Below are 22,929 nucleotides of genomic sequence, written 5' to 3'. Positions count from 1 at the left end.
TCGCCTGCCGCTACCGAGCCGGACTCACCCTGGCCTCACTGATCCTCTGGCTCCGAGAACCCAACAGATGATCATTTGTCAGACAGGCTCTAGGACCATCTTCGAGGGCGCGCCAGGCTTCCACACCTCCAGCAAGAAGTGCGGACGCTTGGATGCCCGGTGAGCAGAGCCCACCTTGCCGGTCAGCGTCCACCCCGCACGTAGGGCTGTCTCCGCGTCGATGACCGAGACCGAGTGATCCGGGTACCGCCGCCCGAGCACCTCCTGCGCGACGGCCAGGGCAAATCCGATCCCCAACTCCCCCGACTGGATCGCCTTGTAGTGACGGATCGGGTTGCGTCCCTCCCCCGAGAGCGTCATGAAGCCCCCGTGGTTGCCGACCAGCGCCTGGCAGTACTTGAGGCTCGCCCAGTGCTCGGCCAGTCCCCGGCCTGCGCCCTGCCGGGCCAGCACGTTGGCCCGACCGAGCGTGTGCAGGAGCTTCCACGGCGTCAGCTCGATCGAGTGTCCGCGGTCCCTGACGGTGACGGCGCGCAACCCCGGCTTCCGGCGCAACAGTTCCTGGTTCTTCTCGCGCCGCTCCCTGTCATCCGCCGCCGACACCTCGGCGACGCTCCCGGCGAGACCGGAGGTCGAGTGCATCGCCACGTTCCACGGCTGGACGAGGTCCCTCAGTACGGCAGCTGCGTTCTTCCCCATCATCTCTCCTCTGATCAGGCAGCGGATCATGCACTCGATGTCGGCCGGTCCCGATCGAACTACCTGGCACGGTCAGGGTGTGTCTCGGCGAGGTCATTGAGCGCGGCGTTGACCACCTGCCAGCAGATGGCCAAGGTGTCGCGGTCCGGCCGGTGGTTCTGCCGGGCCTCGGCGTTTGGGTGGACGAAGTTCCGGTACCTGCGCAGTTCGTGGCTGAACTTCTCGGCGTCCGCGCCGATCCACCCCGCCCGGTGGCACGCCTTGATCAGCCTGTCCAGAGTGATGCTGTCCTCCGTGTCCCGGCCCAGGAGGGATGCGTCCCGTTCCACGACCGTGCACAGCAACACGCCCTCCATCAAGGAGCCGAGCATGATGATCGCGGCGACGTGGGCACCATTCGCGTAGCACGTCCGGGCCTCGTCCAGTCGCCACTGGAGAAGCTCGGCCATAGCCTCGTCCGCGATGAGGTCCGTCATCACCACCATGAGCTCGGACGCCCCGTAGTGCGCCGGGTGAGCCAGTGCCGGGTCGCACGGAACCAGCCGGGCGCTGCCGCCCGGGTTCTCCAGCCGGTAGCCCTCGTGGATGAGGAAGGTGTTGACCGCCGCCACGACCTCGCCGAGCAGTTCGGGCTCGTCGAGGTACTCACGCGGGTCAGCGAGCCGAAGCAGCACCTTCACGATCTCCCCGGTTTGGTCGCGCCGCTCCATCAGCAGAGCGGCGGCCCACTCCCTGCGGTACTGGCCGTCGTACTCGGGAACCTCCTGCCAGCCGGCCCGCTTGAGGAAGGCCACGATCTCGAAGCCGCGGCGGTAGTAGAGGTCGTCGTCGCCCGCGACGACACGGGCGAGCTCCTGCAGGGTGCTCTCGTCCAGGGTGGGACCGTGCTGCCGGGTCTGGGACTGAGTCATGCCGCTCCTTCGGTCGAATCGGTCTTCGGGCCGGGCTCGGATCCCGCAGGGAGTCCGTCCCCGTCGTCGGGGCGCTGCGGCTCCTCCGGCTCGTGCTCGTCCGTCCCCTCGTCGGGAAGCTCGTCACCGGCCGGTAGTTCGATCGGTGTCCACGCCGGTGTGTCCTCCGCCTGAACGGGCGGCCGCGAGTAGTCGGCCGGACGGATGCCCTGCCGGTCGAGCTCCTGCCACAATCCGGACAGGGCCTCGTCCGGGTCGAATCTGAACTCGCTCTCGCGGATGCGCCAGAACCGCCAGCCGACGCGTTGGAGTTCGCGGTCGCGTCGGTGGTCGTACCGGATCTGATCGAGGGTCGAGTGGTAGTAGTCCCCGTCGCACTCCACTCCCAGGCGACCTCGTGCACCGACCACCACGAGGTCGATGCGCTTGCTGCCGGCCGGGTACTGCGGCACGACGTGGTAGCCGCGCTGCTTCAACCGCAGGTACACCTGTTGCTCGAAAAGGGATTCGAAGGGCGCACGCCGGACGTCGGGCAGCACGGGGCCGATGTCCGCGGCCTCCGCCATCGCTGCGGGCGGATTCTGCATGTAGCCGAGCAGGTTGAGCCGCAGGTCGCCGGGTTTGAGCTGGTCCGGCGGCACGGAGTAGAAGAGCCGCATCTGGTCCTGGGCCCGGCTGGCTGCCACGTTGTAGGCCTGCTGTTCACTGCGCAGGCCGCCGGCGATCCGCCGTACCCGGTCGACCACCATCGACAGCAGGATCACGTGCCGCTCGTCACCCTGGAACTGGGCCGGCGTGCCCACCCGGATGCGGTGCCGCTCCCGGACCGGGGCGGGAAGGCGCTGTTCGATCAGTTGCTCCAGGAGCTTGACCTGGCCGAACGTGCCCTGGAGCACGATGACTCCCATGCTCTTGTGCTCGTAGGCCGGATCCGTGGTCAACTCGGCGAGGCAGTCCACGATCGCCTCCGCTTCCTTGCGGTTCCGAATCCGGCTGTCGCGCCCTTCGGCGACTCCGCCCTCGACGTAGTGCGTCAACAACGGGTCGAGCCGCTCACCGCCGTACTGCCGGAGCGGGATGAGGCCCGGCGGGGTGTAGAAGGTCTCCGACGACCAGCCGATGATCTCGGGCATGCAGCGGAAATGCTCCTCTAGGCGGATGGTCGACGGAAAGAGCGCCGACAGCAGCTGGTAGAGGTTGGAGTGCGGCATGTACAGCTGGCGCAGGTGCGCGGGCACCTCCGGGAGGTGCGCGGTCAGCCGGTCCTGGATCTGCTGGGTGCGACCGTACCCGGTGACGGGGGGCGTGCATTGCTTGTCATCCCCGACCACGATGATCCGCGGCGCGAGCCAGAGGAGGAACAAGGCGTCCATACCGGCCTGGCTGGCCTCGTCAACGATCACCACGTCGAAGGCGTCCTGCGTGGGTCGGATCATGTCTGCCACCCGGGCGATGGGCATCACCCAGGCCGGCACCGCTCCCTGCGCGACGTGCATCGCGCTGCGGGCAGCTGCCTTGAAGTGAGATGCGTTCTTGCCCTTGCCCTTGCCGTACGAAGCCATGTGCGTGCGGTACGCCTGCAGTGCCGAACGCTGCTCCGAGGTCATGCGGACCAGACAGTTCAGCCGACCTTGCGCTGCCGCCAGGTCCCCCGTCAGCTCCTCCAGCTTGGCCTCGTGCTCGGTCAACTCCCCGTCGAGGCGCTGCTCCCGGCCGGGCGCGCGCTCGTCGTCGATGAACTGGCACGCCTTGGCCCACGCCCAGGCCTCTCCGAGGCGGCCGAGGCGGTCGTCCCAGGCCGGGTCCGCGGCATCGGCAGCGAGTCGCCCCACGAGTGCGGGCGACGCGGCGCGGAGGTCTTCGAACAGTTCGACACAGCGCCGCCGCCGCTGGTCCCGTCGCTGCGCCGCCACGAGCGCTTCCAGCTCCTTCGCGTACCGGTCGGCGTCGCGGTCGTGCAGCGCCTGCGCCATGGCCAGTGCCTCGACCGGCGGAGCAGCACCATCGTCCTCACCGCGCAGGATCCCGTCCCAACGGGCCAGTCGCGCTGATGCCTCCTCGGCGCGCTGACGACCTTCCAGGGCCGATGCGGCCTCACCGAAGGCCTGCCACGCCTGTGGTCGGGTCAGGTCGAGGTAGACGCCGTTGCGTACAAGGAGTTCATCGACCTGCTCACGGACCCGGCCGAACTCGTCGACCTCGGCGAGGTGCCGGTACCGCTCGCGGAGCGCGGCCAGCCTTACCTCCAACGGCGCCTCAGCCACGGGCGCGCCCACCTGCTCCCAGCGGGCGACCACTCCCGCGAGTGCCGTGACGGCCTGCAGGTGTGCACTGACGGCGCATAGGTCCTGCGCGGAGGCAGGCACCTTTCCGTCCACTCGACAGGTGTTGAGGAGCTCCTCGGCGTCCCGCTGCGCCTTCGATGCGAACCGTGTGCGCAACTGTCGGCCCGCGGCCAGGTAGTCCATCAGGGCCGGGATCGTGGCTGCCATGCGGTGGGCGTACTCCGGCGTCAGGGAGACCGGAAGCACCACGACCCGCAGACCGACCTGATCAAGGCCGTCGGCCACGTCCGAGAGGACGTCTGCGACGTCGGTGACGCGTTGCCACAACTCGGGGCAGCGCCGACCGAGCCTATCGGCGAGGGCCCGCGCCACCCAGCCCTCGGTCCCCCAGTCCGCCGCGTTCAGCGGAACGCCAAGTCGATGCAGCCGGCTCCGAGCGGAACCCAGAAGCTCCGCCAGATTGTCGGTGACGGAGGCCTCCAGCGCTGCCAGCCGATTCCGAATTTCGATGGCGGTCGGAGAGAGTCCGTTGACGCTCAGTTGGCTGGCTGCGAACGCCGCCGCGACCTGGCCGGGCGTCGGCAGCGCATCGGCCGGGGGGAAGACAGCGGCCTCGGTCCCTTGTCCGGCCCCCTCCCGCAGCAATGTGAGCAGTTCCTCCGCTTGAACCGGCGACAGCGGAGGACCCGCAGCTGCCCGGTCAGGCAGCTTACCGATCCAGCTCAGCCGTACCGCCGCGTCCTGCACCTTCTGCACGATCGCGGCGAGCGTTCCCGAGTAGCCCGGCGCGACCTCTGGGTGCTGGTAGACCTCCGCCTCGCGCAGCGCGATCACCTGCTCGGTCAACAGCTTGATCCTGCTGCGGACCTCGTACCGACGCTGGGTCAACCGTCCGATATCGTCGCAAAGTTGGTCGGTGTCACCGGCCGCCACCTGGTCGCTCAACGCGTTGATGGTGCGTTCGAGTTCGTTCGCGCCGTCTTGGCTGGTGCTGCTGAGCAGAAGTACGCACAGGTCTCTGACGGCCGGGGGCAACTTGTCCCGGAGTACGGTCAGTGGCTGATCCTTTGCACTGGTGACCAGTACCCGCTGTCCCTGGGCCAGGAGCGCGGAGACCAGATTGGCGATGGTGTGCGTCTTGCCGGTGCCCGGCGGCCCCTGCACCACCACACCGGTGTCGCGCTGCAGCCGCTGTAGTACTGAACGCTGCTGGGCGTTGGTCTTGCCCGGGAACAGCGGCTCACCGTCGAAGAGCGCGGGGGTCTGCCTCCCGCCCCAGTTCTGCCGATCCTCGGCGTCCAGTGACATCACCAGCTGCGCAAGCCCGAGCGGAGCCTGGCGCTCCGATACCACGTTGTCGGCGATGCGGTCGTAGAAGCCCAGCACCGCGTTGCGGTCCCTGGGCCGCATCAGGAGGGCCGGCGCGAATGTCAGCCTGACACCTACGTCAGGTCCTGCCGGCGGCCGCCAGTTGGTGCTGAACGACATCGGCCGGGGCAACACCAGGTCCTGCCACTGCGAGAGGCACTCCAACGTCTCCTCGCTCAGGAGGTGCAGCGGCCGTGCGGAGAGATCCTCCTCGAACGCCGCCGAGCGCTCCGGCACCCACCCGTCGCCGGTGTCGAGGAAGTCCCGGTCCTCCAGGCGGACCGCCCCGTTGCTCGTGACCCGCACGGTGATCCGCGCAGTCCGCCGGTCCACGTGTGTCTCCACGCGCCGCGAGAGGATGTGCCGGTGGACAACCCCGCCGGTCGGCTCGCTCCAGGACAACAGCCCTACTGTGAGGACGAGTTCGTACTGATCATCCTGCTGCGTCAGCTTCTGGTGCCAGTGGTAGATCCGCTCGTAGAGCTCGCGCTGCGAGCGCTCAGCCCGCTCTCGTTCGGCCCAGAGGCGCCACCGCGCGAGCCACGGCCCGTAGGCCCGCAGGACTTCGTCGGCGTCCTCCCTCGCAACGGTCGCCTCACGGTCCCGCCAGCGGTCGCCGTCACCCGCCCCAGGCAGCCATGTCCGGTACGGGCCCTCCTCCGCCAGCGGCGGGTCCTCCGCATCGGCGTCCTGACACAGCCGCTCGTCCACCCATCCCTCAAGTACGGGCGGGAGTTCCGGTGCCGCCGCCTGCGGAACGTGGTCGAGGAGCAGCAACGGCCTGTCCTCGTCGTCCGACGGCCGGGGCACCTTCGCCGGTAGGTCAGCGAGCCAGAGCGGGTCCCAGGGCCGGGTGTCCCGGAGCCGCTGATGACTGCTTTGTACGACCTCGCGCAGGAACCCGACCAGCGCGGCGGTCTGGCCGATGACATCCGGATCGCTCGCGTGTCGCCGTGGAACGCTCACCATTCTCCCCTCGATCGGTGACGAACGTTCCAGAATGGGGGAGGGCCCTGGCATCGACAGCAGATCCCCCCAAGGTGGCTGAATGTCCATGCAGTGATGACCGATACACACACAGTCGCGGCGCGAGCGCGGGGCCGGGCAACCGTACGCGGCTCACCGCGAGTCGCCCACGCCCACCTGCCCCCGGCGCAATGAGGTCCGTCGACGAAGGGCTCACGGTTGCCGAAACAGGCCGCATTGGGCAGGACCCGCGTCATGACCGCCCGAAAGGGCAGCCGGCCGCTGGCTGCCGACCGGCTCGCGATGGGTGCGCAACGGCCATCTCGCGGACGGGAGCCCCACCCTCCGCGACCACGCGCGGGCCGGCCGAATCGCTGGCGACGCGGCTCGCAACCATCGAACACCCCGTCTTCACGCCCCCGCCGCCGCGCCTGGCCGCGGGGGCGTGCTCGACGGCGCCGTCATCAACCCGGAGCGGTCGTGACGAGTGGAACGGTCCCCCAGGGCTCAACTACCGGGCATGGTCAGCACGGTGGGTGGCAATCAGGTCGCGATACCAGGCGTACGAGGCCTTCGGGGTGCGCTTCTGCGTCTCGAAGTCGACGTGCACCAGGCCGAAGCGCTGGTGGTAGCCCTCGGCCCACTCGAAGTTGTCCAGCAGCGACCAGGTGTAGTACCCGCGGACGTCGACGCCCTCGGCCACCGCCCGGGCCACCGCGTCCAGATGGCCGGCCAGGTAGTCGATCCGGAACCGGTCGTCGACGGCGCCGTCCGGGCCGACCTCGTCGGCCACCGAGCAGCCGTTCTCGGTGATCGTGATCGGCGGCAGGGCGGAGCCGTACCGCTCCCGCAGCCCCACCAGGAGCTCCCGCAGGCCGTCCGGCACCACGGGCCAGCCGAAGGCCGTCCGTGGCACACCGTCGATCGGGGCCTCGGCGAACGGCAGCGCGTCGTCGCCCGGCGCCGAGATCCGCGTCGGGTTGTAGTAGTTGACTCCCAGCCCGTCCAGGCCCGGCCCGGAGATCGCCGCCAGATCACCGTCCCGGACGAAGTCGTCGAGATCCACGCCGAAGGCGCTCAGGTCCGGGTACCGCCCGAGCAGCAGCGGATCGGTGAACAGCCGGTTGTGCAGGGCGTCGTACGCCGCAGCTGCCGCCACGTCGGCCGGATCGTCCGAAGCCGCCCGCACCGGGGTCAGGTTGTTGGCGATCAGCACCTGCCGCCCGTGCTGCCGCAGCACCGAGGCCGCCAGGCCGTGCCCCAGCAGCTGGTGGTGGGCGGCCGGCAGCGCGTCCAGCATCAGCGCCCGGCCCGGCGCGTGGATCCCCAGCGCGTAGCCGTACACCATGTGCACGAAGGGCTCGTTGAGCGTGATCCACGCCGGGACCCGATCCCCCAGCCGCTCCACGACCGCCGAGGTGTACTCCGCGAACCGGTACGCCGTGTCCCGCGCCAGCCATCCCCCGCTCTCCTCCAAGGCCTGCGGGAGGTCCCAGTGGAAGAGGGTGGGCAGCGGGGTGATCCCGGCCCCCAACAGCTCGTCCACCAACCGCTCGTAGAAGTCCAGCCCCGCCGCGTTCACCGCCCCGCTCCCACTCGGCTGCACCCGGGGCCAGGCGATCGAGAACCGGTACCCGTCGAGCCCCAACTCCCGCATCAGTGAAACGTCTTCGCGGTACCGGTGGTAGTGGTCACAGGCCACCCGCCCGGTGTGCCCGTCCTTCACCGCCCCCGGCCGCTCCACGAAAACGTCCCACACCGAGTGCCCCCGCCCGTCCTCCTCGACCGCCCCCTCGATCTGGTACGAGGCCGTCGAAACACCCCACCGGAACCCCACCGGCAGCTCACTCCGCTCCACCATGCTCAGACCCCTTCGACAACATGAGGAAGGCTCATGTTACAGCAATGCGGCGTCCCAGCACGGACAGCAGCCGACAGGCGGCCTGCCCGGGCGGAGACGCAGCTCACCTGAAGCCAGGATAGGTAGATCATCGACATATGGTGATGGGAGGCCTATGCTCACCGTCATGACAGATCGTCAAGTACAGGAGCCGACCAGGCTCGTGCTCACGGCGTTGGCCGATGCTCCGCGGCACGGTTACGCGATCATCCAGGAGGTGCTGGCCATCTCCGAGGGCCGTACCCGGCTACGGACCGGCACCCTCTACACGGCGTTGGACCGGTTGTTGCAGCAGGGTCTGGTGCGGGTCGACGGTGAGGAAGTGGTCGGGGGTCGGTTGCGCCGTACCTTCGCGCTCACCGAGCAGGGCAAGGATCTGTTGACCGAGGAGACCCGGCGGCTGCGGCTGGCGGTCCTGGAGGCCGAGCGGCGCCTGGGCGGTGCCCGGCTGCGTCCGAGTGGAGCGAGCGCGTGAACGAGCAACACACCGTCCCACAGGCCGGCCGACGGCTGATCGGCCTCTACCCGGCCCGCTACCGCGAGCTGTACGGCGAGGACATCGCCGCCACCTTCGCCGAGGCCACCGAAGGCCTCACCGGCCGAGCGCTACTGCGCGAACGCCTCGACCTCGCCTCCCACGCCCTGCGCCTGCGGCTTCGGATAGCGTCCACCGACCCGGCCGGCCGCATCCTCGCCGGCGCCGCCCCCATCGCCCTCGCGCTCGGGGTGGGTGAGTCCCTGTACGACCAGGCCTGGTACGTGGAGGACGTCATCCGGGCCGTCTCCCGCGTGGCCACCCGGCCCGCGCTGGCCGCGGGCACCCTGGGCGCGTACGCGGCGCTGGTGGTGCCCTGGATCGTGGCCCTGCTGTGCGCCGCGGCGGGCCGGTGGAAGCCGGCCCGCCGGGCGGCCGTGCTGGGCCTGCTGGCCGAAACCGCCTTCTGGGAGCTGATCCTCGGACACACCTGGCAGATGTACGGCGAGTTCGCACGAATCGCCCTGCTGGCCGCGCTGGTGCTGCTCGCCCCGGCCGATCTGGTCGACACCGGCCGACGCGGCCGGTGGGAGGTCACCGGCCTCGCCATCGGTGCCGGCCTTCCGCTCGCCGCGCTCGCCGCGTCCGACGCGACGGTGCTGGGGGTGTTCTGGCAGTCGGTACCGGCCCTGCTGCCCATCTGGGCGTTCGCGGTCGCGGCGGCCCTGCTGCTGGCGCACCTGTCGGCCCGGCGGCCCGACCTGTTCCGGGCGGCGGGGATCGCGCTCGGGACCGTGCCCTGGCTGCTGGAGCAGCTCCCCCGGCGCGTCCCGACGGTGTGGGCGGCCACCGCGTTCGTAGTGCTGATCGGCGGCGCCGTGGCCCTCGGCGGCATCATCCGTCTGCTCCGCCGGGCGATCGACACCGAACCGGCCGAACCGGCCTGAGCCCCACCGCGGCCGGCCGGGCCAGCTCCGCGAGCAGGCCAGGCGCCGACTTTGGGCCTACTCGTCCTGGTGCTTCCATGACCAGGACGAGAGATCCGGCTCCACGACCAGGCCGACGAACACCTCGAATAAGTCGGCCCCGGACGCCGTCGTGGCGGCCGGGGCCGTGGTGCTCCCGCTCCGGGACCTCAAGGCGCCGCCGAGGCCCGCCGGTCGGCTCCCTGGGCTTCGCCGAAGGTCGCGTCCTCGGTGAACCTCTGCGGTCGAAGTGCTAGGAACGGGTCTTGGGTGCCGTCTCCTTGGCGTTGACGACCATGCGGGACTTGGTCGCCCGGGCGAAGGTCGTCCGGTGCTCGCGCCAGCGGACGCCGAGGACGGTCTCCACCACGTTGGCCGGCGGCCCCTCCATCAGGACGGCGGCCTGGGCGGCCAGCCGCGCGGAACAGGCGACGACCGCGTCCCGGACCACCGCGTGCTTGCCCCAGGCGGCGGCCGGCTTGCTCGCCAGCGACCTGCCGAGGGTGGTGAGGTCGTCCGCGACGGCGGTCAGCTCGGCGACGGTCGCGAGCGAGGCGCGGTACAGGTCGGCCGCCTGCCGCAGGGAGCCGACGTCGAACAGGTCGGCGCATTCCGCGGTGAGTGACTCGCCGTGGCCGCCGCGATCGCCGGCGTCGACGGTGGCGTAGGGCAGCACGTTGCGGAACCGCAGGTACTGGGCGGCCGCCTCCTTCTCGGTGCCTGCCTCCAGCACCTTGACGGCAGTGTCGAACAGCAACCTGACCTGGCCGCCGCGCAGTTGGTCGATCGGCAGCAGGCAGTCCAGCCGCATCACGTCGGACCGCAGGTCCGCGGCGACGGCGTCGCGGAACGCCTCGACGACGTTGCCGGGGGCGGCGGCGATCGCGTCGGCGGCGGCGACCTCGACCAGCCACGCGGTGGTGTGCGAGCCCATGCCGGCCACGCCGCGCGGTGCGGGAGCCCGGCCGTTGACCACGATCGCGGGGTCCTGCGCGGTCCGCGTCGCGTTGTAGGCGACCACCAGGGCCTCGTCGGCCCGGTCGGCGGCCCAGCCTTTGGCGGCGAGCTTGAACTCGGGCATCCCGGTCACGGCGAGCAGCGCGGCGTGGGCCTTGCCGGTGGCGGTGATGAGCGCGTCCAAGTCCTTGGCCGCGGCGGGCAGCTGCTTGGCGCGGGCGGTGATCTCCACCCGCAGGCGTTCGACGGCGGCGGAGGAGGCGGCGGGCAGCGGCTCCTCGGCCCGCGCGGCCGCGGGCTTGACCGGGGTCAGGAACCCGGCCTTGTCCACCGACTTCGGGTAGGCCGTCGCCACCGTCAGCTGGTGGTCGTGCAGGAGGTAGGCGAGCACCATCGCGGCGTTGGGGAGCGCGTCCGTCGCCGCGTTGATGATCGTCTCGGCGGCGGCCTGGGCCGGTATCCGGAAGCTCCCGAGGACCTCGTGCCATTTCCTCACCTCGCCGGGCGGGATCCCCTCGGAGGGGTCTTGCATCAGCCGGGCCAGGTCGCGCACCTTGGAGGCCAGCAAGGTCAGGGAGTCCTTCTCCTGGTCCTCCTTGAACTCGACCCGTAGCTTCTCCGCGTCCCCGTAGATCCGCTTCGCCTCCTCGACCCGGTGGCTCGCACCTCCGTCGAAGGGCTGTCCCTGCGGCCTGAGATCCAGCTGGCCGAGGGCCTCGGTGAGCAGTGCCTTCAGTCGCTGGTGCTTGCTCTCGAGCTGGGCCTTGGTCTGCGGCTGCAGGGCCGACGCGGTGCGGGCGGCCCTGAGCGCGGCCTCGAACGAGAAGAGCTTCCAGAGCGCATCGCGCAGTGCGGTCGGGGACGTGCCTGTGCCGGGGGGCGGGGAGTCGGCCTCGATGCTCTCCTCCTCGCCGTCGTCGAGGGCGTCGCCCATGTCCTCGACGAGGTTGCCGGCCGTCTTGAGGTCCTCCCCCAGCACCTCGTCCGGGTTCTCGTCGGCGGCGAAGTCGTCCACCTCGGCGTTGCGGTCGATGCCGGAGTCGGGTGCCTCGACGTCCAGCAGGATCTTGCGGTAGGTGCCCTCTCCCGAGCCCTTCGAGCCACGTGCGGAAGGCACGGGCACGGTGCTGAACGGGAGGTAGTTCACGAAGGCGAGGTGGTGGGCGACGGCCCGTTCCAGCGAGTCCACCGCCGCGGCCGTCAGCTTCGTTCCGAGCGCGGTCTCGGCCGCCCGGAGATGGAACTCCACCTCGAAGGCCGAGTTCTCCAGGAGCATGCGGCGGCGCGGCGCGTCCGCCAGCAGCGCCAGTCGGGTCTTTCCGGTGGACCTGGGCTCGGTCGTCCAGGCGGCGGCCTTCTGCTGGCGGTCCCTCAGCGCCGCCACGGCCGCCTGCAGGTCCAGGCCGTGGAGCACGGCGCGCACGGCATCGACCACGGCCTGCCAGGCGACGGTGTGGTCGCCCATCCGGGAGCCGAACGGCGAGGGCGTGCGGTGGCCCGCGCTGATCACCACCCGCTCGACCAGGCCACCCGAACTGAGTTCGAGGCTCGGTCGCAGGGTGACCCTGGCCATCCTCGGCAGCTGGTGCCGCTCGGACACCAGGTTGGACGTGGTCCGGCCCATCGAGGGCCGCACCACGGGGGCACCGCTCTCCCCCCTGCGCCGGCTCACCTCCTGCTCGCCGACCTTGCCCGACGCCGGCACCGGCACCGGCGCGGTGGCCCGCGCCCGACGGGGCGTACGGCCGCCGGGCTCGGCCTCCCTCGTGGCCTCGGCGGCCAGCAACTCCTCGTACGCGTCCCCGATCGCCTCGTCGTACTCGATCGGCAGCGTCATGTCCACAGCCGCCGAACTCTCCCGCATTCGCTTCATCGTCATCCCCCCGGATCGACTGGTCGGATCTCAAAGGCTAGCCATTCGACGGCAGTTGCGTGGGCCGACCGACAATCGGACGGGCGGCCGGAACGCCCCGTGCCGTCCCTCGCCCGCCGCGATACGGCCCGGCTCCGCCACCGTCCCGGCCGCCGGCGCGTACGCCCGGCGCCCGGCACCCGTCGGCCGCCGCCGCGCCCACCTCGGTGCCGGCCTTCCCCCGCACGGACAGCCGGTCCTGCCGCAGGCACATCCCCGGGAAGCCGCCAGCCCGGCCCCCAGATCGCCGGCCGCGGCAAGGACCGGGCCGGGCGCGCCCGGCCGGGACGCGACGGCACCTGCGGGAGATGGTCCAGCGGGAGGAGGTCCGACGGATGCTCTCCGGACGCGGCTCCTTGCGTCGCGGGATCCGCCCACCCGCATCACCGCACCACCGGCCCGACGGTCGCCGGTCCTAGCCGGCCGGGTGGGGCGGGTGGGGCGGGTGTGTCAGTTCCCGTCGCCCAGGTGATGGGCGATCTTGCCGATCTTGTCGATCAGGTCCCAGTCCATGTCGTCGCCTTCCGCGATGAAGAACGGGGAGGGCCAGACCCCGACCAGCTGGACCTGGCCGTTGGCGTTGCTCCAGGCCACGGCCTGGATCGTCGTCGCCTCGGCCCGGAAGTAGGCCGACAGCGGGGAGAGGATCTCGTCGAGCTCCGGAAGGCCCACCGCGGCCACCTCCAGCGCCTGAAGGACCGCCTCGGTGTCCGAGACGACCAACTCGGCAGCCGCCCTGTTGAGGTGGATGAGGTAGTACGTCACCACGAGCAGGACGGTCTCGGTCTCGCAGTAGACCTGCGGGATCTCGTCGGACAGGTGCTCGCCGACGAACGCCCGGGCGGCCTCACCCGTCAGACCCCGCCGCCGCGCCTTCCGTTCCCACTGCGGCCGGACCGCCTCCAGCAAGTCCTGCCCGGACAGTCGCGGCCTCGCCCGCAACTCCAGCACGCCGCGCGCCATCCCCTCCACGTCGACCTTCTCCGGGACCTCCAGGCCCTCGGTCCCCTGCCAGCGCTCGACCTCCCCCTGGATCTCGGCGGCCTTCGCCCGCACCTGCTCGTCCGTCACCCGGTGATCCGACATGATCCCCCAGCCTCCCCAACTGCTGTCCCGGTACCAACCCCTCCGCTAAGGGACGGAATCCCCCGCTCGACCAGTACGCGAACCAGTCAGAATCTCCGGCCGCTCACAGGTACGAGTCGTGCGGGCGATCGGCACGGTGCGGCAGGGAGGCGGAGGCAGGCCGAAGACCACTGGCCCAGAGCTGTCTCGAAGATCACCGACGATGCGTCCCGAGCGCCCGCGAACCGGGCAGGCGGGAGGCCGGCGGGAGGCCGCCGCGATGCTCGGCGAACTTCTACGCAGCACCGGCCCGGGCACCGCTACGGTCCGCCCGGCCGTCGCATCGGGCGGGCCAGGACTACGCATGCTCCCGCACGATGATCTTTCCGGTGTTCGTGCCGTGCAGCATGCCCAGGAATGCGTCCACGATGTGCTCGAACCCGTCCACCACCGTCTGGTCCAGGGCCAGTCGGCCGCTCTGCAGATGGGGGACTGCGAACTCGTACAGTTCGTCCTGCAGTTCGCGGTAGTTGCTGACCAGGAAGCCCTCCATGCGCAGGCTCTTCTCCACGATGTCGGAGTGGTTGAGGTGCGGTGGGGGTGCGTCCGGGGTGTTGTAGCGGCTGATGGTGCCGGTCCGGACGATGCGTCCGAACTCGCGCAGTGCGCCCACCGCGGCGGCCAGTTGTTCGCCGCCGACGTTGTCGACGAAGACGTCGATGCCGTCCGGTACGGCCTTGGCGAGCAGCTCGGCGGCGGGGCCGTCGTGGTAGTCGAACGCCGCGTCGTAGCCCACCTCCCGGGTCAGGTGGTCGACCTTGGCCGCCGAACCGGCGCTGCCCACGAGCCGGCCGGCGCCCAGCAGCCGGGCGAACCGGCCGGTGGCGGTACCGACGCCTCCTGCTGCGGCGGAGACGAAGAGGTCGTCGCCCTCGCGGAGCCGGGCGATGCGGGTGAGACCGACGTAGGCGGTCAGTCCGGTGCCGCCGAGGACGCTCAGGTAGGCCGTCAGGGGGACCCCGTCGAAGCGGGGGAGGGTGCGGGTCTCCTCGGGCCGGACGACGGAGTGGGTGCGCCAGCCCTGCCGGTGGAACACGATCTCGCCCTCGGTCAGCTTCGGCGTCCGCGAGGCGATGACGCGTCCGAGCGTCCGGCCCTCGAGCGGTGTGTGGAGCCCGAAGCCGCCGGGCACGTCGTCCATCATCTCGCGGTGGTACGGGTCGACGGACCAGTAGAGGTTCTCCACAAGCGCGGTGTCCGCCGCAGGATCGGGAACGGCGGACTCGACGAAGGCGAAATCCTCGGTGGTGGGAAAGCCGTGGGGGCGGGCGGTCTGCTGGACGGTGATGGCGGTCTCGGTCATGACGGGACCGTAGGACGGGAATGGAGCCCTCGGGCAGACGGTTGGGCTCATGCGACGCCCCGTTCCATGAGCAGTACTCATACCCCGAGGTGAGCACCCTGTGACCCGCGCGACCGACACCGATCTCGCTCCGCACGAACTGCGCATCCTGGTGGCGGTCGCGGACGCCGGCGGCTTCTCGGCCGGGGCCAGAACGCTCGGCCTCACACAGTCCGCGGTCTCCCACTCGGTGCGCGGCAGCGAGCGGAAGATCGGCACCGTTCTGTTCGAACGCGGCCGCACCGGTACGAGACCCACTCCGGCGGGGGACAAGGCCGTGGCGCATGCGCGCCGTATCCTGCGGCTGCTGGATGTGCTCGTCACCGAGGCGAGGGGAGCCGCCCGGTCCGAGGCGAAACAGGAGCCGGAGGGCCCGCTGCGGATCGCGGCCTTCCGCAGCACCGCGCTGCACCTGCTCCCGCCGGTCCTGGAGCAGCTGCGCGCGCGATATCCCGGGATCGAGCCGCAGGTACGGATCGTCCGCGAGCTCGGGCGCGGCACGGCGGGTGAGGTGGCCGACGGACGCTCGGATCTCGCCCTTGCCACCTTGGACGGAGCGCAGCTGCCAGCGGGGCTGCTGGCGAACGGGCTCTTCGAGGAGAGCTACTTTCTGGTCCATCCCGCGGGACACCCGGCTCCGCGCTCGCTGCCGCTGGTCGACCGGGGCGAGAACTGCGGCTCGTACACCCGCGCCTGGTGGGGCGCGCAGGACTGGATCCCGAGGGCCACGATCGAGGCCGAGGACGACGGAGCGGTGCTCTCGCTCGTGAGCGGGGGGCACGGCATGGCGATCATGCCCGCGCTCTCCCTGGTCGGAGCGCCGGACTCGATCGAGATCACCGATCTCGGTCCGGAACGCCCGACGCGCCGTATCGGCTATGTGACCACACCGGAGCTCGCCGGCTCCGCCGCCGTGCGCGCTCTGGTCCGAGAGCTGCGGGCCACCGGCTCCGCCGGCTGAGGGACAGCGAGCCCTTCACCACCACGGCCCGGAGGGGTGCGATAGTGCCGCCGGTGACTTCACCGTCCGGGTCACCTGCACGATGGTGGCGTACAGGGGACCGTCGTGAGGTACGAGGGCCGGCAGGAGGTCGCCTCACGAGTGGGCGGCGCGGAACTTCCAGGGGACGAAGCTACATCTGAACGGCGCGCCGCATCCGTTTCGGCCGGGATGTGCCCCTCTCGCAGATCCGGATCCGCTACGAGGACCGACCAGCCGCCTCGGGGCCGGTCGGCCCGGTCAGGAAGCGCTGCCGCACCTTCTCGGTGACGACCCGCCGCAGGGTCGGCTGCACCACCTCGGCGGTCGGGATCACGTCCCACCTCATGTAGGGCCACCACCGTTCGTGCGCGGCGAGCAGCATGCGCTCGCCGCCCGCCGTATCCCCCTCCACGGCGTACCAGCCGGCCAGCCAGAGGCAGAGGTAGTACTGGCCCGGCAGCTCACCGAGCGACTCGACCAGTTCGCGACCGCGGGCGAAATCGTTGGTCCGGGCGATCGCCTCCCAGGCGACCCGCTTCTCGCGCACCTGCAGCGTCACGAAGTCGCGGTCCAGCAGCCACTCGCCGATCACGCCCTCGCGGGGCACGAGCGGCCCGCCCCAGTCGTAGTGGCACGGCAGCAGCACCTCCACCGGCCGGAGGTCGAGCTGCTCGGCCAGCCAGAGCAGCCGGTCGTGCAGGACCCTCCCCTTCGGAATGCGGTCCGCCGCGGCGCGCAGCCGGGGCTGTGCGGGTACGCCCGCATACAGATCGGCGGCCAGGTAGGCCTCGTCGAACGGCATGCCCTGGTCGCACAGGCTTCCACCCGCCGGTCCTTGACGTTCGATCAGGAGATCGGCGAGGTCGCCCGCCTCCGCGAAACGGTCCTCCCAGCAGAGGATCTGGATGGCCGCCGCTCCGGCCTCCCATGCGGGGTCGGGTCGTGCAGCCTGATCGGTGGCCAGCGCGAGGAGCTCGGGAAGTACCTCGCGATGTCCGCCGTACCGTGCTCGGGACGTCAGGCGTTCCACAGATGTCACCCCGCCACCCAAGCACACCGGAAAGAGAGCCCGATCGTCGACCGGGTCTCCTCGGGCCGCAGTAGGAGGGGGCGCGGTCGCGCTGCGTCGGTCCGCGGAACGAACGCCCCGGAAACAGAACGCGGGTCAGGGGCCGGTGAGGTCGAGGGTGGCGAGGGCTCCGCCGTCGGGAGCGTTCGCGAAGGTCAGCCGGGCACCGAGGACCGCCGCCTGGCCGGTGGCGATCGTCAGGCCCAGCCCGTGGCCCTGGCCGCGTTCGACGGCCCCGGTGCGAAAGCGCTGCGGGCCGTCGGCGAGCAGGGCGTCGGGGAACCCCGGTCCGTGGTCGCGCACGGTGATCCGGCTGCCGGTGACGGTGACCTCGACCGGGGCGGCGCCGTGCCGGTGGGCGTTGGCGAGGAGGTTGGTGAGGATCCGCTCGACACGGCGCGGGTCGGTGCTTACGGTGGCGGGCGCCGTCAGGCGGAGGCGGATGTCGCCGTCGCCCCTCCCGGCCACCTCGTCGACGAGGTCGCCCAGGGGGACCTCGTCGAATCGGGCGCTCTCGGCACCCGCGTCGAGACGGGAGACCTCCAGCAGATCCTCCACCAGGCCGCGCAGCGCGCCGACCTGGGTGCGCACCAGGCCCGCCGCCTCGTCGTCCTCCGGCAGCAGACCCACGGCCGTGACCAGGCCCATCAGCGGGGTGCGCAGCTCGTGGGCGACGTCCGCGGTGAAACGCTTCTCCGCGGCGAGCCGGCCCTGCAGCGCCCCGGCCATCCCGTCCACGGCCGCGGACATCTCGGTGATTTCGTCCCGGGCCCGGCCCCGGTGGCCGATCCGGGCATCCAGGTCGCCGTCGGCGATCCGGCGGGCGGTCCGCGCCCCGTGGCGCAGCCGCCGGTTCATCCGCTCCGTCGCCAGCACGGTGAGGGGGACGACGACGGCCAGGGCGGCGAGGGCGGCCTTGACGATGCTGCGGTCCAGCAGTTGGAGGCTGCGCACGGTGGCGCTCATGTCGGTCCGTACGACGAGCACCCGGCCGTCGCCGACCGGGGCGGCCGCCCACATCCAGTACCAGTTCGGGGCTTTCACGTCGTACCACAGGGCGTACTCCCCCGGCGCCGTCGAGCCTTCGAGGGCCCGGGCCAGCGGCAGGGGAAGGCCCGCCAGGGACTCGAGGGAGGCGTTGTCGGGACGGCGCCCGGTGCGGGAGAGCTCCTGCTCGGCGGCGCCCAGTTGCGCGACCGCCAGATCGCGCCCGGTCCGCTCGCCGTGCTCCGCGGTCGACCGGTGGACGAGCACACCGATCACCACCGCGACCGCGGCGCAGGCGAGCACGACCAGGGCGGTGATCTTCCAGCGCAGCGAGCGCGGGTCCAAGGGGTGCGGGCCGGTGCGTCGTGCGGTCATCGCGTCAGCCCCGCAGGAGTTTGTAGCCGAATCCCCGGACGGTCTCGATGCGCTCCGCGCCGATCTTCTTGCGCAGCCGCACCACACACAGGTCCACCACGCGGGTGTCGCCCTCCCAGCCGTAGTCCCACACCTCGCGCAGCAGATGCCTGCGGTCCAGGACCGTGCCGGGATTCTCCGCGAAGACCAGCAGGAGACGCAGTTCGGTGGGCGTGAGGGCGACGGGACGGCCGTCCAGACGGACCTCCAGGCCGCGCGGGTCGATGGTCAGGCCACCGAAGGTCAGCAGGTCCGGCGCTTCCCCGGCGGGGAGGTGCCGGTGGCTGGTGGTCGGCTCGCCGGCCGCGGTCGGCTCCTCCCGCGCCGGCTCCGCCGCCGGGCGCTCGTGGAAGGTGGCGCGGCGCAGCAGGGAGCGGATGCGGGCGACGAGGACGGGGATGTCGACGGGCTTGACCACGTAGTCGTCGGCACCGGCCTCCAGACCGGCCACGACGTCGAGGGCGTCGCCGCGGGCGGACATCATCAGGATGGGGGTGAGGGTCTCCTCGCGGACCCGCCGGCACAGGCTGATGCCGTCCAGACCGGGCAGCATCACGTCCAGGATCAGGACGTCGTGCTCGCCGGCCCGCACCGCGTCCAGGCCGTCGAGGCCGTCGCCGGTGACGTCGACCCGGTAGCCGTAGCGTTCCAGGGCCAGTTGGACGGAGCGGCGGATGACCGCGTCGTCCTCGACGAGGAGCACGTTGACCGCGTCGGGTACTCGGGTGGCGGACAAGAGCTCTCCGGTGTCGTCGCCTGGGGGTCGGGTCATCATTCCAGCACGTCCGGGGCCGGTTCACGGCCGGGGGCCGCTGCGCGGGGCCCGGCGCCGGGGCCGGGGCCGGCACCGGGGACGGTGCCGTCCCCGGCGGGGTGGTCACAACTTCAGGGACGCCGCGACCGGGAGGTGGTCGCTGCCGGTGTCCGGCAGGGTCCACGCGGAGCGCGCGGTGATGCCCTTCACCAGGATCTGGTCGATGCGCACCACCGGGAGGGACGCGGGCCAGGTGAAGCCGAATCCGTCGCCGGCCTCCTGTTGGGCCGAGCGCAACGGTCCGGTGAGCGAGCGCAGCGCGGAGTCGTCGAAGGAGCCGTTGAGGTCGCCCATGACGATGGTCCTGGTGAGCGGCTCGCGCTGTACGGCCGCGGCGAGTCTGGCCGCCGCCTCGTTGCGGGCGAAGGTGGTGAATCCCGCGTCCGGTCGCACCCGTACCGAGGCGAGGTGCGCCGTGTAGAGGGCGACGGGGCCCTTGGGAGTGATGACGGTGGCACGCAGGGCCCGGGTCCAGGGCATGATCTCCACCGGCTCCACGTCCTTGAGCGGGTACTTGCTCCACAGGGCGATGCCGCCGTGCACCTCGGCGAAGGCGTAGGTGGCGGCCAGCTCGCGCCGGAAGGTCTCCTGCGCGCCGCGGGCCAGTTCCTCCACCGCCACGACGTCGGCACCGGAGCCGGCCAGGGCGCGTGCGGTCCGCAACGGGTCGGGGTTGTCCTCGTTCACGTTGTGGCTGACGACGGTGAAGTCCCCGCCGCCCGCGCGCTTGTCGACCAGGGCCGGTGCGAACAGCACGGTCCAGACGAGGGCGGGCAGCAGGACGGCCACCGCCGCCGGGGCGGAGCGCCGCAGCGCCGCGAGGAGGAGGAGCAGCGCGATGCCCAGGCCCGACCAGGGCAGCACGGTCTGCCAGAGGCTGGCGAGGCTGAGCGGGCCGTTCGGCAGCCAGGGGTTCAGGACCATCAGGGCGGCGAGCACGGTGGCGGCGCCCGCGATCAGCCGCCCGCGCCGCCGTGCGGCACGACGGGTCGGGCGGGCCGGACGGGTCGAGCCGGTCGAGCTGGTCGAGCTGGTCGGGCCGGTCGGGCTGATCGGGCGGCGAAGGACGCGGTCGCGAAGGACGTGATGGAGAGGAACGTGGTGACGGGCCGTCGGGCGGCGGGGCCCGCGTCCGCCGTCGCTGCCGGGCCCGTGGGCCGACGTGGCGGTGTCCACGGCCGGGGGTGCCGTCGCAGCCGTACCGGTGTGCACGCTCATGACCACTCCTGCCGGCCGCCGTCGAGAGCCGGCAGGATGCCGGGCAGCTTCTGCCGCAGGGCGTCCACGAGCCGGCCGCTGCGCTCCAGGGCGGCCTGCAGACCGTCGGCGGGAGTGGTACCGGCCCGCTGGCCGAGCACCACGCCGTAGACGAGCCTGCGCCCGGAAGCGTCCTTGCCGTCGGGGACCTCCAGCGCCCACATCAGGTTCCCGCCGGCCGAGGTGGTCGACCCGGTCTTGAGGCCCACGACCCCGGGCAGGTCGAGCAGCTTGTTGGTGTTGCGCAGCGGTGCGGAGCGGCCCGGTAGGGCGGTGTCGCGCAGGGCGACGGTGTCCCGCAGCGCCGGCTCGTTCATCGCCTCGCGGGCCAGCTTGAGCTGGTCGGCGGCGGTCGACACGGTCGAGGCCTCCAGCCCGCTGGCCCCGGTGTAGGTGGTACCGGTCATCCTCAGCCGGGCGGCCTCCTTGTTCATCCGGGTCACGAACGCCTCCTCGCTGCCCGCGTCCCACCGGGCCAGCAGCCGGGCCACGTTGTTGGCGGAGGGCAGCAGCATCACCTCCAGCAGCTTGCGCTGGGTCAGGCGCTGCCCGGCGGTGACGGGGGCGGTGGACTCGTCCACCGCGGCCGTCTCCGCGGCCGCCTGCGCGTCGACCGTGATCACCGGCCCGTCCTCGCCGTCCTTGAGCGGGTGGTCCCTGAGAACGACGTACGCCGTCATCACCTTGGTGACGCTCGCGATCGGGACCGGCTGCTGCGCTCCCTTGACACCGAGCACGCCGACCTTCGCCACCGCGACCGCCGACTGCCCTTCCTCCGGCCACGGGAGACCGAGGGCGGCGATCGTCTCGGGTGCCGAAAGCACCAGTGCCCCGGCGCCCGCGGCGCCGCCCTCCCGGGCGGCCAGCGCGCCACCACCGGCCCCGGCGAGCAGGACAACGGCCAGGGCCCACACCGGCTTGCGACGGACGGGGCGAAGCCGACCGGGCGCGGTCCGCCGGTCCCGGTCCTCGGACGGTGTGTGGACTGCTTGTGCGGGGACTGACACGACGGCGGCCTCCTGGAGCCAGCGGGACAAGGTCCCGGGGCGCCGGCCACCGGGAGTTCCTACAGGCTCCGCGACCGGCACTTCGGCCCGGTCGTGGCGCGGCTTCCGCCGTCGCGCAGTCGTGTATCAACCGTGTACCGGCCGACCGGTACCGGAGGGCGGGCAGGCGTCCGGCGAGGCCGGAGAGCCTGCACCGCCGACCTCGGCCCGGCCCCCGGTCGCCCCGCCGGGACGCCGTCCCCGGGACCGGACAGCACGGGCCCACCCCCACCACCCGCTCGCTCGCTCGTCGAACACACGGCTCGCCTCTCACGGTGCTGTGAGGGGCGATCCGAGCGGGGCGGCCAGCGGCCACCGCTCCCCCGCCTCATCGCCGATAGCCGGGTGCTCGGGGACGGATCGGCGGCCGGCCACCGCCGCGTCACGAGGGCGCTACGGACCCGCCACGGGATCCGGGTCGCCGCCGACCAGGCCCAAGGCTTCCAGCAGCAGCCGACAGTCGTCGCGGTCGCCGGCCCGCGACGCGACCAGCCGGCGCACCCGGTCCTGCAGGGAGGGCGCTACCGGGTCGATGCGCTCGACGTTCTCACCGAGCGCGGTGAGGTCTCTGCGGGTCACTGTCATGGGATGCACCCCCTGGGGTACGGAGTCTGGACCTGGTCGGCGTTCGTCGACCGGCCGTGGACCGCCTGCTGGTGTGTGGAGTACCGCCTGCCCAGGAGATCGCAGGTCACACCGCCGACCGGTGGGGCGCGGCGCGGCCGCCGGCGAATCGCCCCCCGACGGCGCAGCAGCTCGTGCCGACCGCTGCTTCCCCGGTCGGGCTGAGGAGGGATCTTCGGGTGCCGGCGGGTTCGGTCAATGACCATCTGTGCGCAAGGCGTCATCGCCAAGGGCCTCGCCTCGCCCTACCGGCCCGGGCGCCGCGACCCCGCCTGGCAGAAGCTGCGCCGCACCACCACCGCCGACCTGCTGATCGGCGCGTGGATCCCGACGAGCCCGGCGCTCACCGCCGTCAAGGCCGTGCTGGTCGGCGAGCGGACCGCCGACGGCCGGCTCCTGTCCCGCGGGGCCGTCGGCGCCGGGTTCAGCCAGATCGAGCAGGCCGACCTCGCCGACCTGCTACGCGGCTGCCCCGTCGCACGATCGCGCGAAGGGGGCGGAGTGAGCGAGTCGGGTGTGGGCCGCCCGTCGACGGGCAGGCGTTGAGCGAGAGGAGCTGGTTTCGATGCCCTGGGGTCACGTCCACCGAGCCGATCATCGGCCTCGGCACGGCCTCGTCCTGAGAGCCACCGGACGCCTTCTGCGGTTCGTCCCGTGGGTGGGGCCCGCGCTCAGGGTGCGGCACTTCATCGCCCGTGGGCACGGGCCGGGAAGGTCATAGCGCTCCCGGAGCCATCCCCGCGGGCCGGGCGGTTGGTGACGGGCGATCGGCTGCCCCGATACTCGCCGGATATTCGTAGGAATCTTCCGGCCACGAGGGGATAGACGAAC

Annotated in this window: 17 protein-coding genes; 4 read left to right on the top strand and 13 right to left on the bottom strand. The window is 71.7% G+C overall.

Annotated elements, in window-relative coordinates; genetic code table 11:
* Positions 1 to 78: 78 nt before the first annotated feature.
* The 4 genes from ABT014_RS30745 to ABT014_RS30730 form a co-directional block, all read right to left on the bottom strand.
* A complete protein-coding gene (locus tag ABT014_RS30745; RefSeq protein WP_350642546.1) occupies positions 79 to 699 on the bottom strand; it encodes a hypothetical protein in 621 nt (206 codons plus the stop codon).
* A 59-nt stretch (positions 700 to 758) separates the two neighbouring features.
* The gene (locus ABT014_RS30740) at positions 759 to 1,610 is read right to left on the bottom strand and encodes a hypothetical protein (RefSeq protein ID WP_350642544.1); all 852 of its coding nucleotides are present in this window, start codon (positions 1,608 to 1,610) and stop codon (positions 759 to 761) included.
* A complete protein-coding gene (locus tag ABT014_RS30735) occupies positions 1,607 to 6,319 on the bottom strand; it encodes a PDDEXK-like endonuclease domain-containing protein (protein WP_350642543.1) in 4,713 nt (1,570 codons plus the stop codon). The genes ABT014_RS30740 and ABT014_RS30735 overlap by 4 nt, the downstream gene beginning before the upstream one ends.
* A gap of 421 nt (positions 6,320 to 6,740) precedes the next feature.
* Positions 6,741 to 8,090 (bottom strand): GH1 family beta-glucosidase, encoded by a 1,350-nt coding sequence (locus ABT014_RS30730; protein WP_350642541.1) that lies wholly within the window; start codon positions 8,088 to 8,090, stop codon positions 6,741 to 6,743.
* Between the two features lie 166 nt (positions 8,091 to 8,256).
* On the opposite strand from ABT014_RS30730, the gene ABT014_RS30725 reads away from it, so the two are divergent.
* Complete coding sequence (locus ABT014_RS30725) at positions 8,257 to 8,604, top strand: PadR family transcriptional regulator (protein WP_350635560.1); 348 nt, start codon at positions 8,257 to 8,259, stop codon at positions 8,602 to 8,604.
* On the top strand, positions 8,601 to 9,551 hold the full coding sequence (locus ABT014_RS30720; protein ID WP_350642540.1) for a hypothetical protein: 951 nt from the start codon (positions 8,601 to 8,603) through the stop codon (positions 9,549 to 9,551). The genes ABT014_RS30725 and ABT014_RS30720 overlap by 4 nt, the downstream gene beginning before the upstream one ends.
* A gap of 271 nt (positions 9,552 to 9,822) precedes the next feature.
* Here the strand turns inward: ABT014_RS30720 and ABT014_RS30715 are convergent, their stop codons facing one another.
* From ABT014_RS30715 to ABT014_RS30705, 3 genes are all read right to left on the bottom strand, one after another.
* The gene (locus tag ABT014_RS30715; RefSeq protein ID WP_350642539.1) at positions 9,823 to 12,390 is read right to left on the bottom strand and encodes a hypothetical protein; all 2,568 of its coding nucleotides are present in this window, start codon (positions 12,388 to 12,390) and stop codon (positions 9,823 to 9,825) included.
* A gap of 498 nt (positions 12,391 to 12,888) precedes the next feature.
* Positions 12,889 to 13,524, bottom strand: coding sequence for a hypothetical protein (locus ABT014_RS30710; RefSeq protein ID WP_350642538.1), 636 nt, complete (start codon positions 13,522 to 13,524; stop codon positions 12,889 to 12,891).
* Positions 13,525 to 13,861: 337 nt separating this feature from the next.
* A complete protein-coding gene (locus ABT014_RS30705) occupies positions 13,862 to 14,866 on the bottom strand; it encodes an NADP-dependent oxidoreductase (RefSeq protein ID WP_350642536.1) in 1,005 nt (334 codons plus the stop codon).
* A gap of 100 nt (positions 14,867 to 14,966) precedes the next feature.
* Between ABT014_RS30705 and ABT014_RS30700 the strand changes: the two genes are divergently transcribed.
* Positions 14,967 to 15,866: a LysR family transcriptional regulator gene (locus ABT014_RS30700; protein ID WP_350642535.1), complete on the top strand. Its 900-nt coding sequence runs from the start codon at positions 14,967 to 14,969 to the stop codon at positions 15,864 to 15,866.
* Between the two features lie 238 nt (positions 15,867 to 16,104).
* Here ABT014_RS30700 and ABT014_RS30695 read toward each other — a convergent pair whose 3' ends face one another.
* The 6 genes from ABT014_RS30695 to ABT014_RS30670 all read right to left on the bottom strand — a co-directional run bounded on the left by ABT014_RS30695 (position 16,105) and on the right by ABT014_RS30670 (position 22,059).
* Positions 16,105 to 16,917, bottom strand: a complete 813-nt coding sequence (locus ABT014_RS30695) for a hypothetical protein (protein ID WP_350642533.1) — start codon at positions 16,915 to 16,917, stop codon at positions 16,105 to 16,107.
* A gap of 135 nt (positions 16,918 to 17,052) precedes the next feature.
* Entirely contained in the window at positions 17,053 to 18,318 is a 1,266-nt protein-coding gene (locus ABT014_RS30690; protein WP_350642531.1) for a sensor histidine kinase, read from the bottom strand.
* Positions 18,319 to 18,322: 4 nt separating this feature from the next.
* A complete protein-coding gene (gene cseB, locus ABT014_RS30685; RefSeq protein ID WP_502895130.1) occupies positions 18,323 to 19,129 on the bottom strand; it encodes a two-component system response regulator CseB in 807 nt (268 codons plus the stop codon).
* A 105-nt stretch (positions 19,130 to 19,234) separates the two neighbouring features.
* Positions 19,235 to 20,389 (bottom strand): endonuclease/exonuclease/phosphatase family protein, encoded by a 1,155-nt coding sequence (locus ABT014_RS30680; protein ID WP_350642527.1) that lies wholly within the window; start codon positions 20,387 to 20,389, stop codon positions 19,235 to 19,237.
* On the bottom strand, positions 20,386 to 21,435 hold the full coding sequence (locus ABT014_RS30675; protein ID WP_350642526.1) for a D-alanyl-D-alanine carboxypeptidase family protein: 1,050 nt from the start codon (positions 21,433 to 21,435) through the stop codon (positions 20,386 to 20,388). The genes ABT014_RS30680 and ABT014_RS30675 overlap by 4 nt, the downstream gene beginning before the upstream one ends.
* A 432-nt stretch (positions 21,436 to 21,867) precedes the next feature.
* Complete coding sequence (locus ABT014_RS30670; protein WP_350642524.1) at positions 21,868 to 22,059, bottom strand: hypothetical protein; 192 nt, start codon at positions 22,057 to 22,059, stop codon at positions 21,868 to 21,870.
* Between the two features lie 237 nt (positions 22,060 to 22,296).
* Between ABT014_RS30670 and ABT014_RS30665 the strand changes: the two genes are divergently transcribed.
* A complete protein-coding gene (locus ABT014_RS30665; protein WP_350642522.1) occupies positions 22,297 to 22,644 on the top strand; it encodes a hypothetical protein in 348 nt (115 codons plus the stop codon).
* Positions 22,645 to 22,929: the final 285 nt, after the last annotated feature.

The sequence above is a fragment of the Kitasatospora sp. NPDC094015 genome, assembly GCF_040304075.1.
Classification (GTDB): Bacteria; Actinomycetota; Actinomycetes; order Streptomycetales; family Streptomycetaceae; genus Kitasatospora.
Note: the sequence above shows the minus strand (reverse complement) of the source record. Positions and strands in the feature narration are given on the sequence as shown.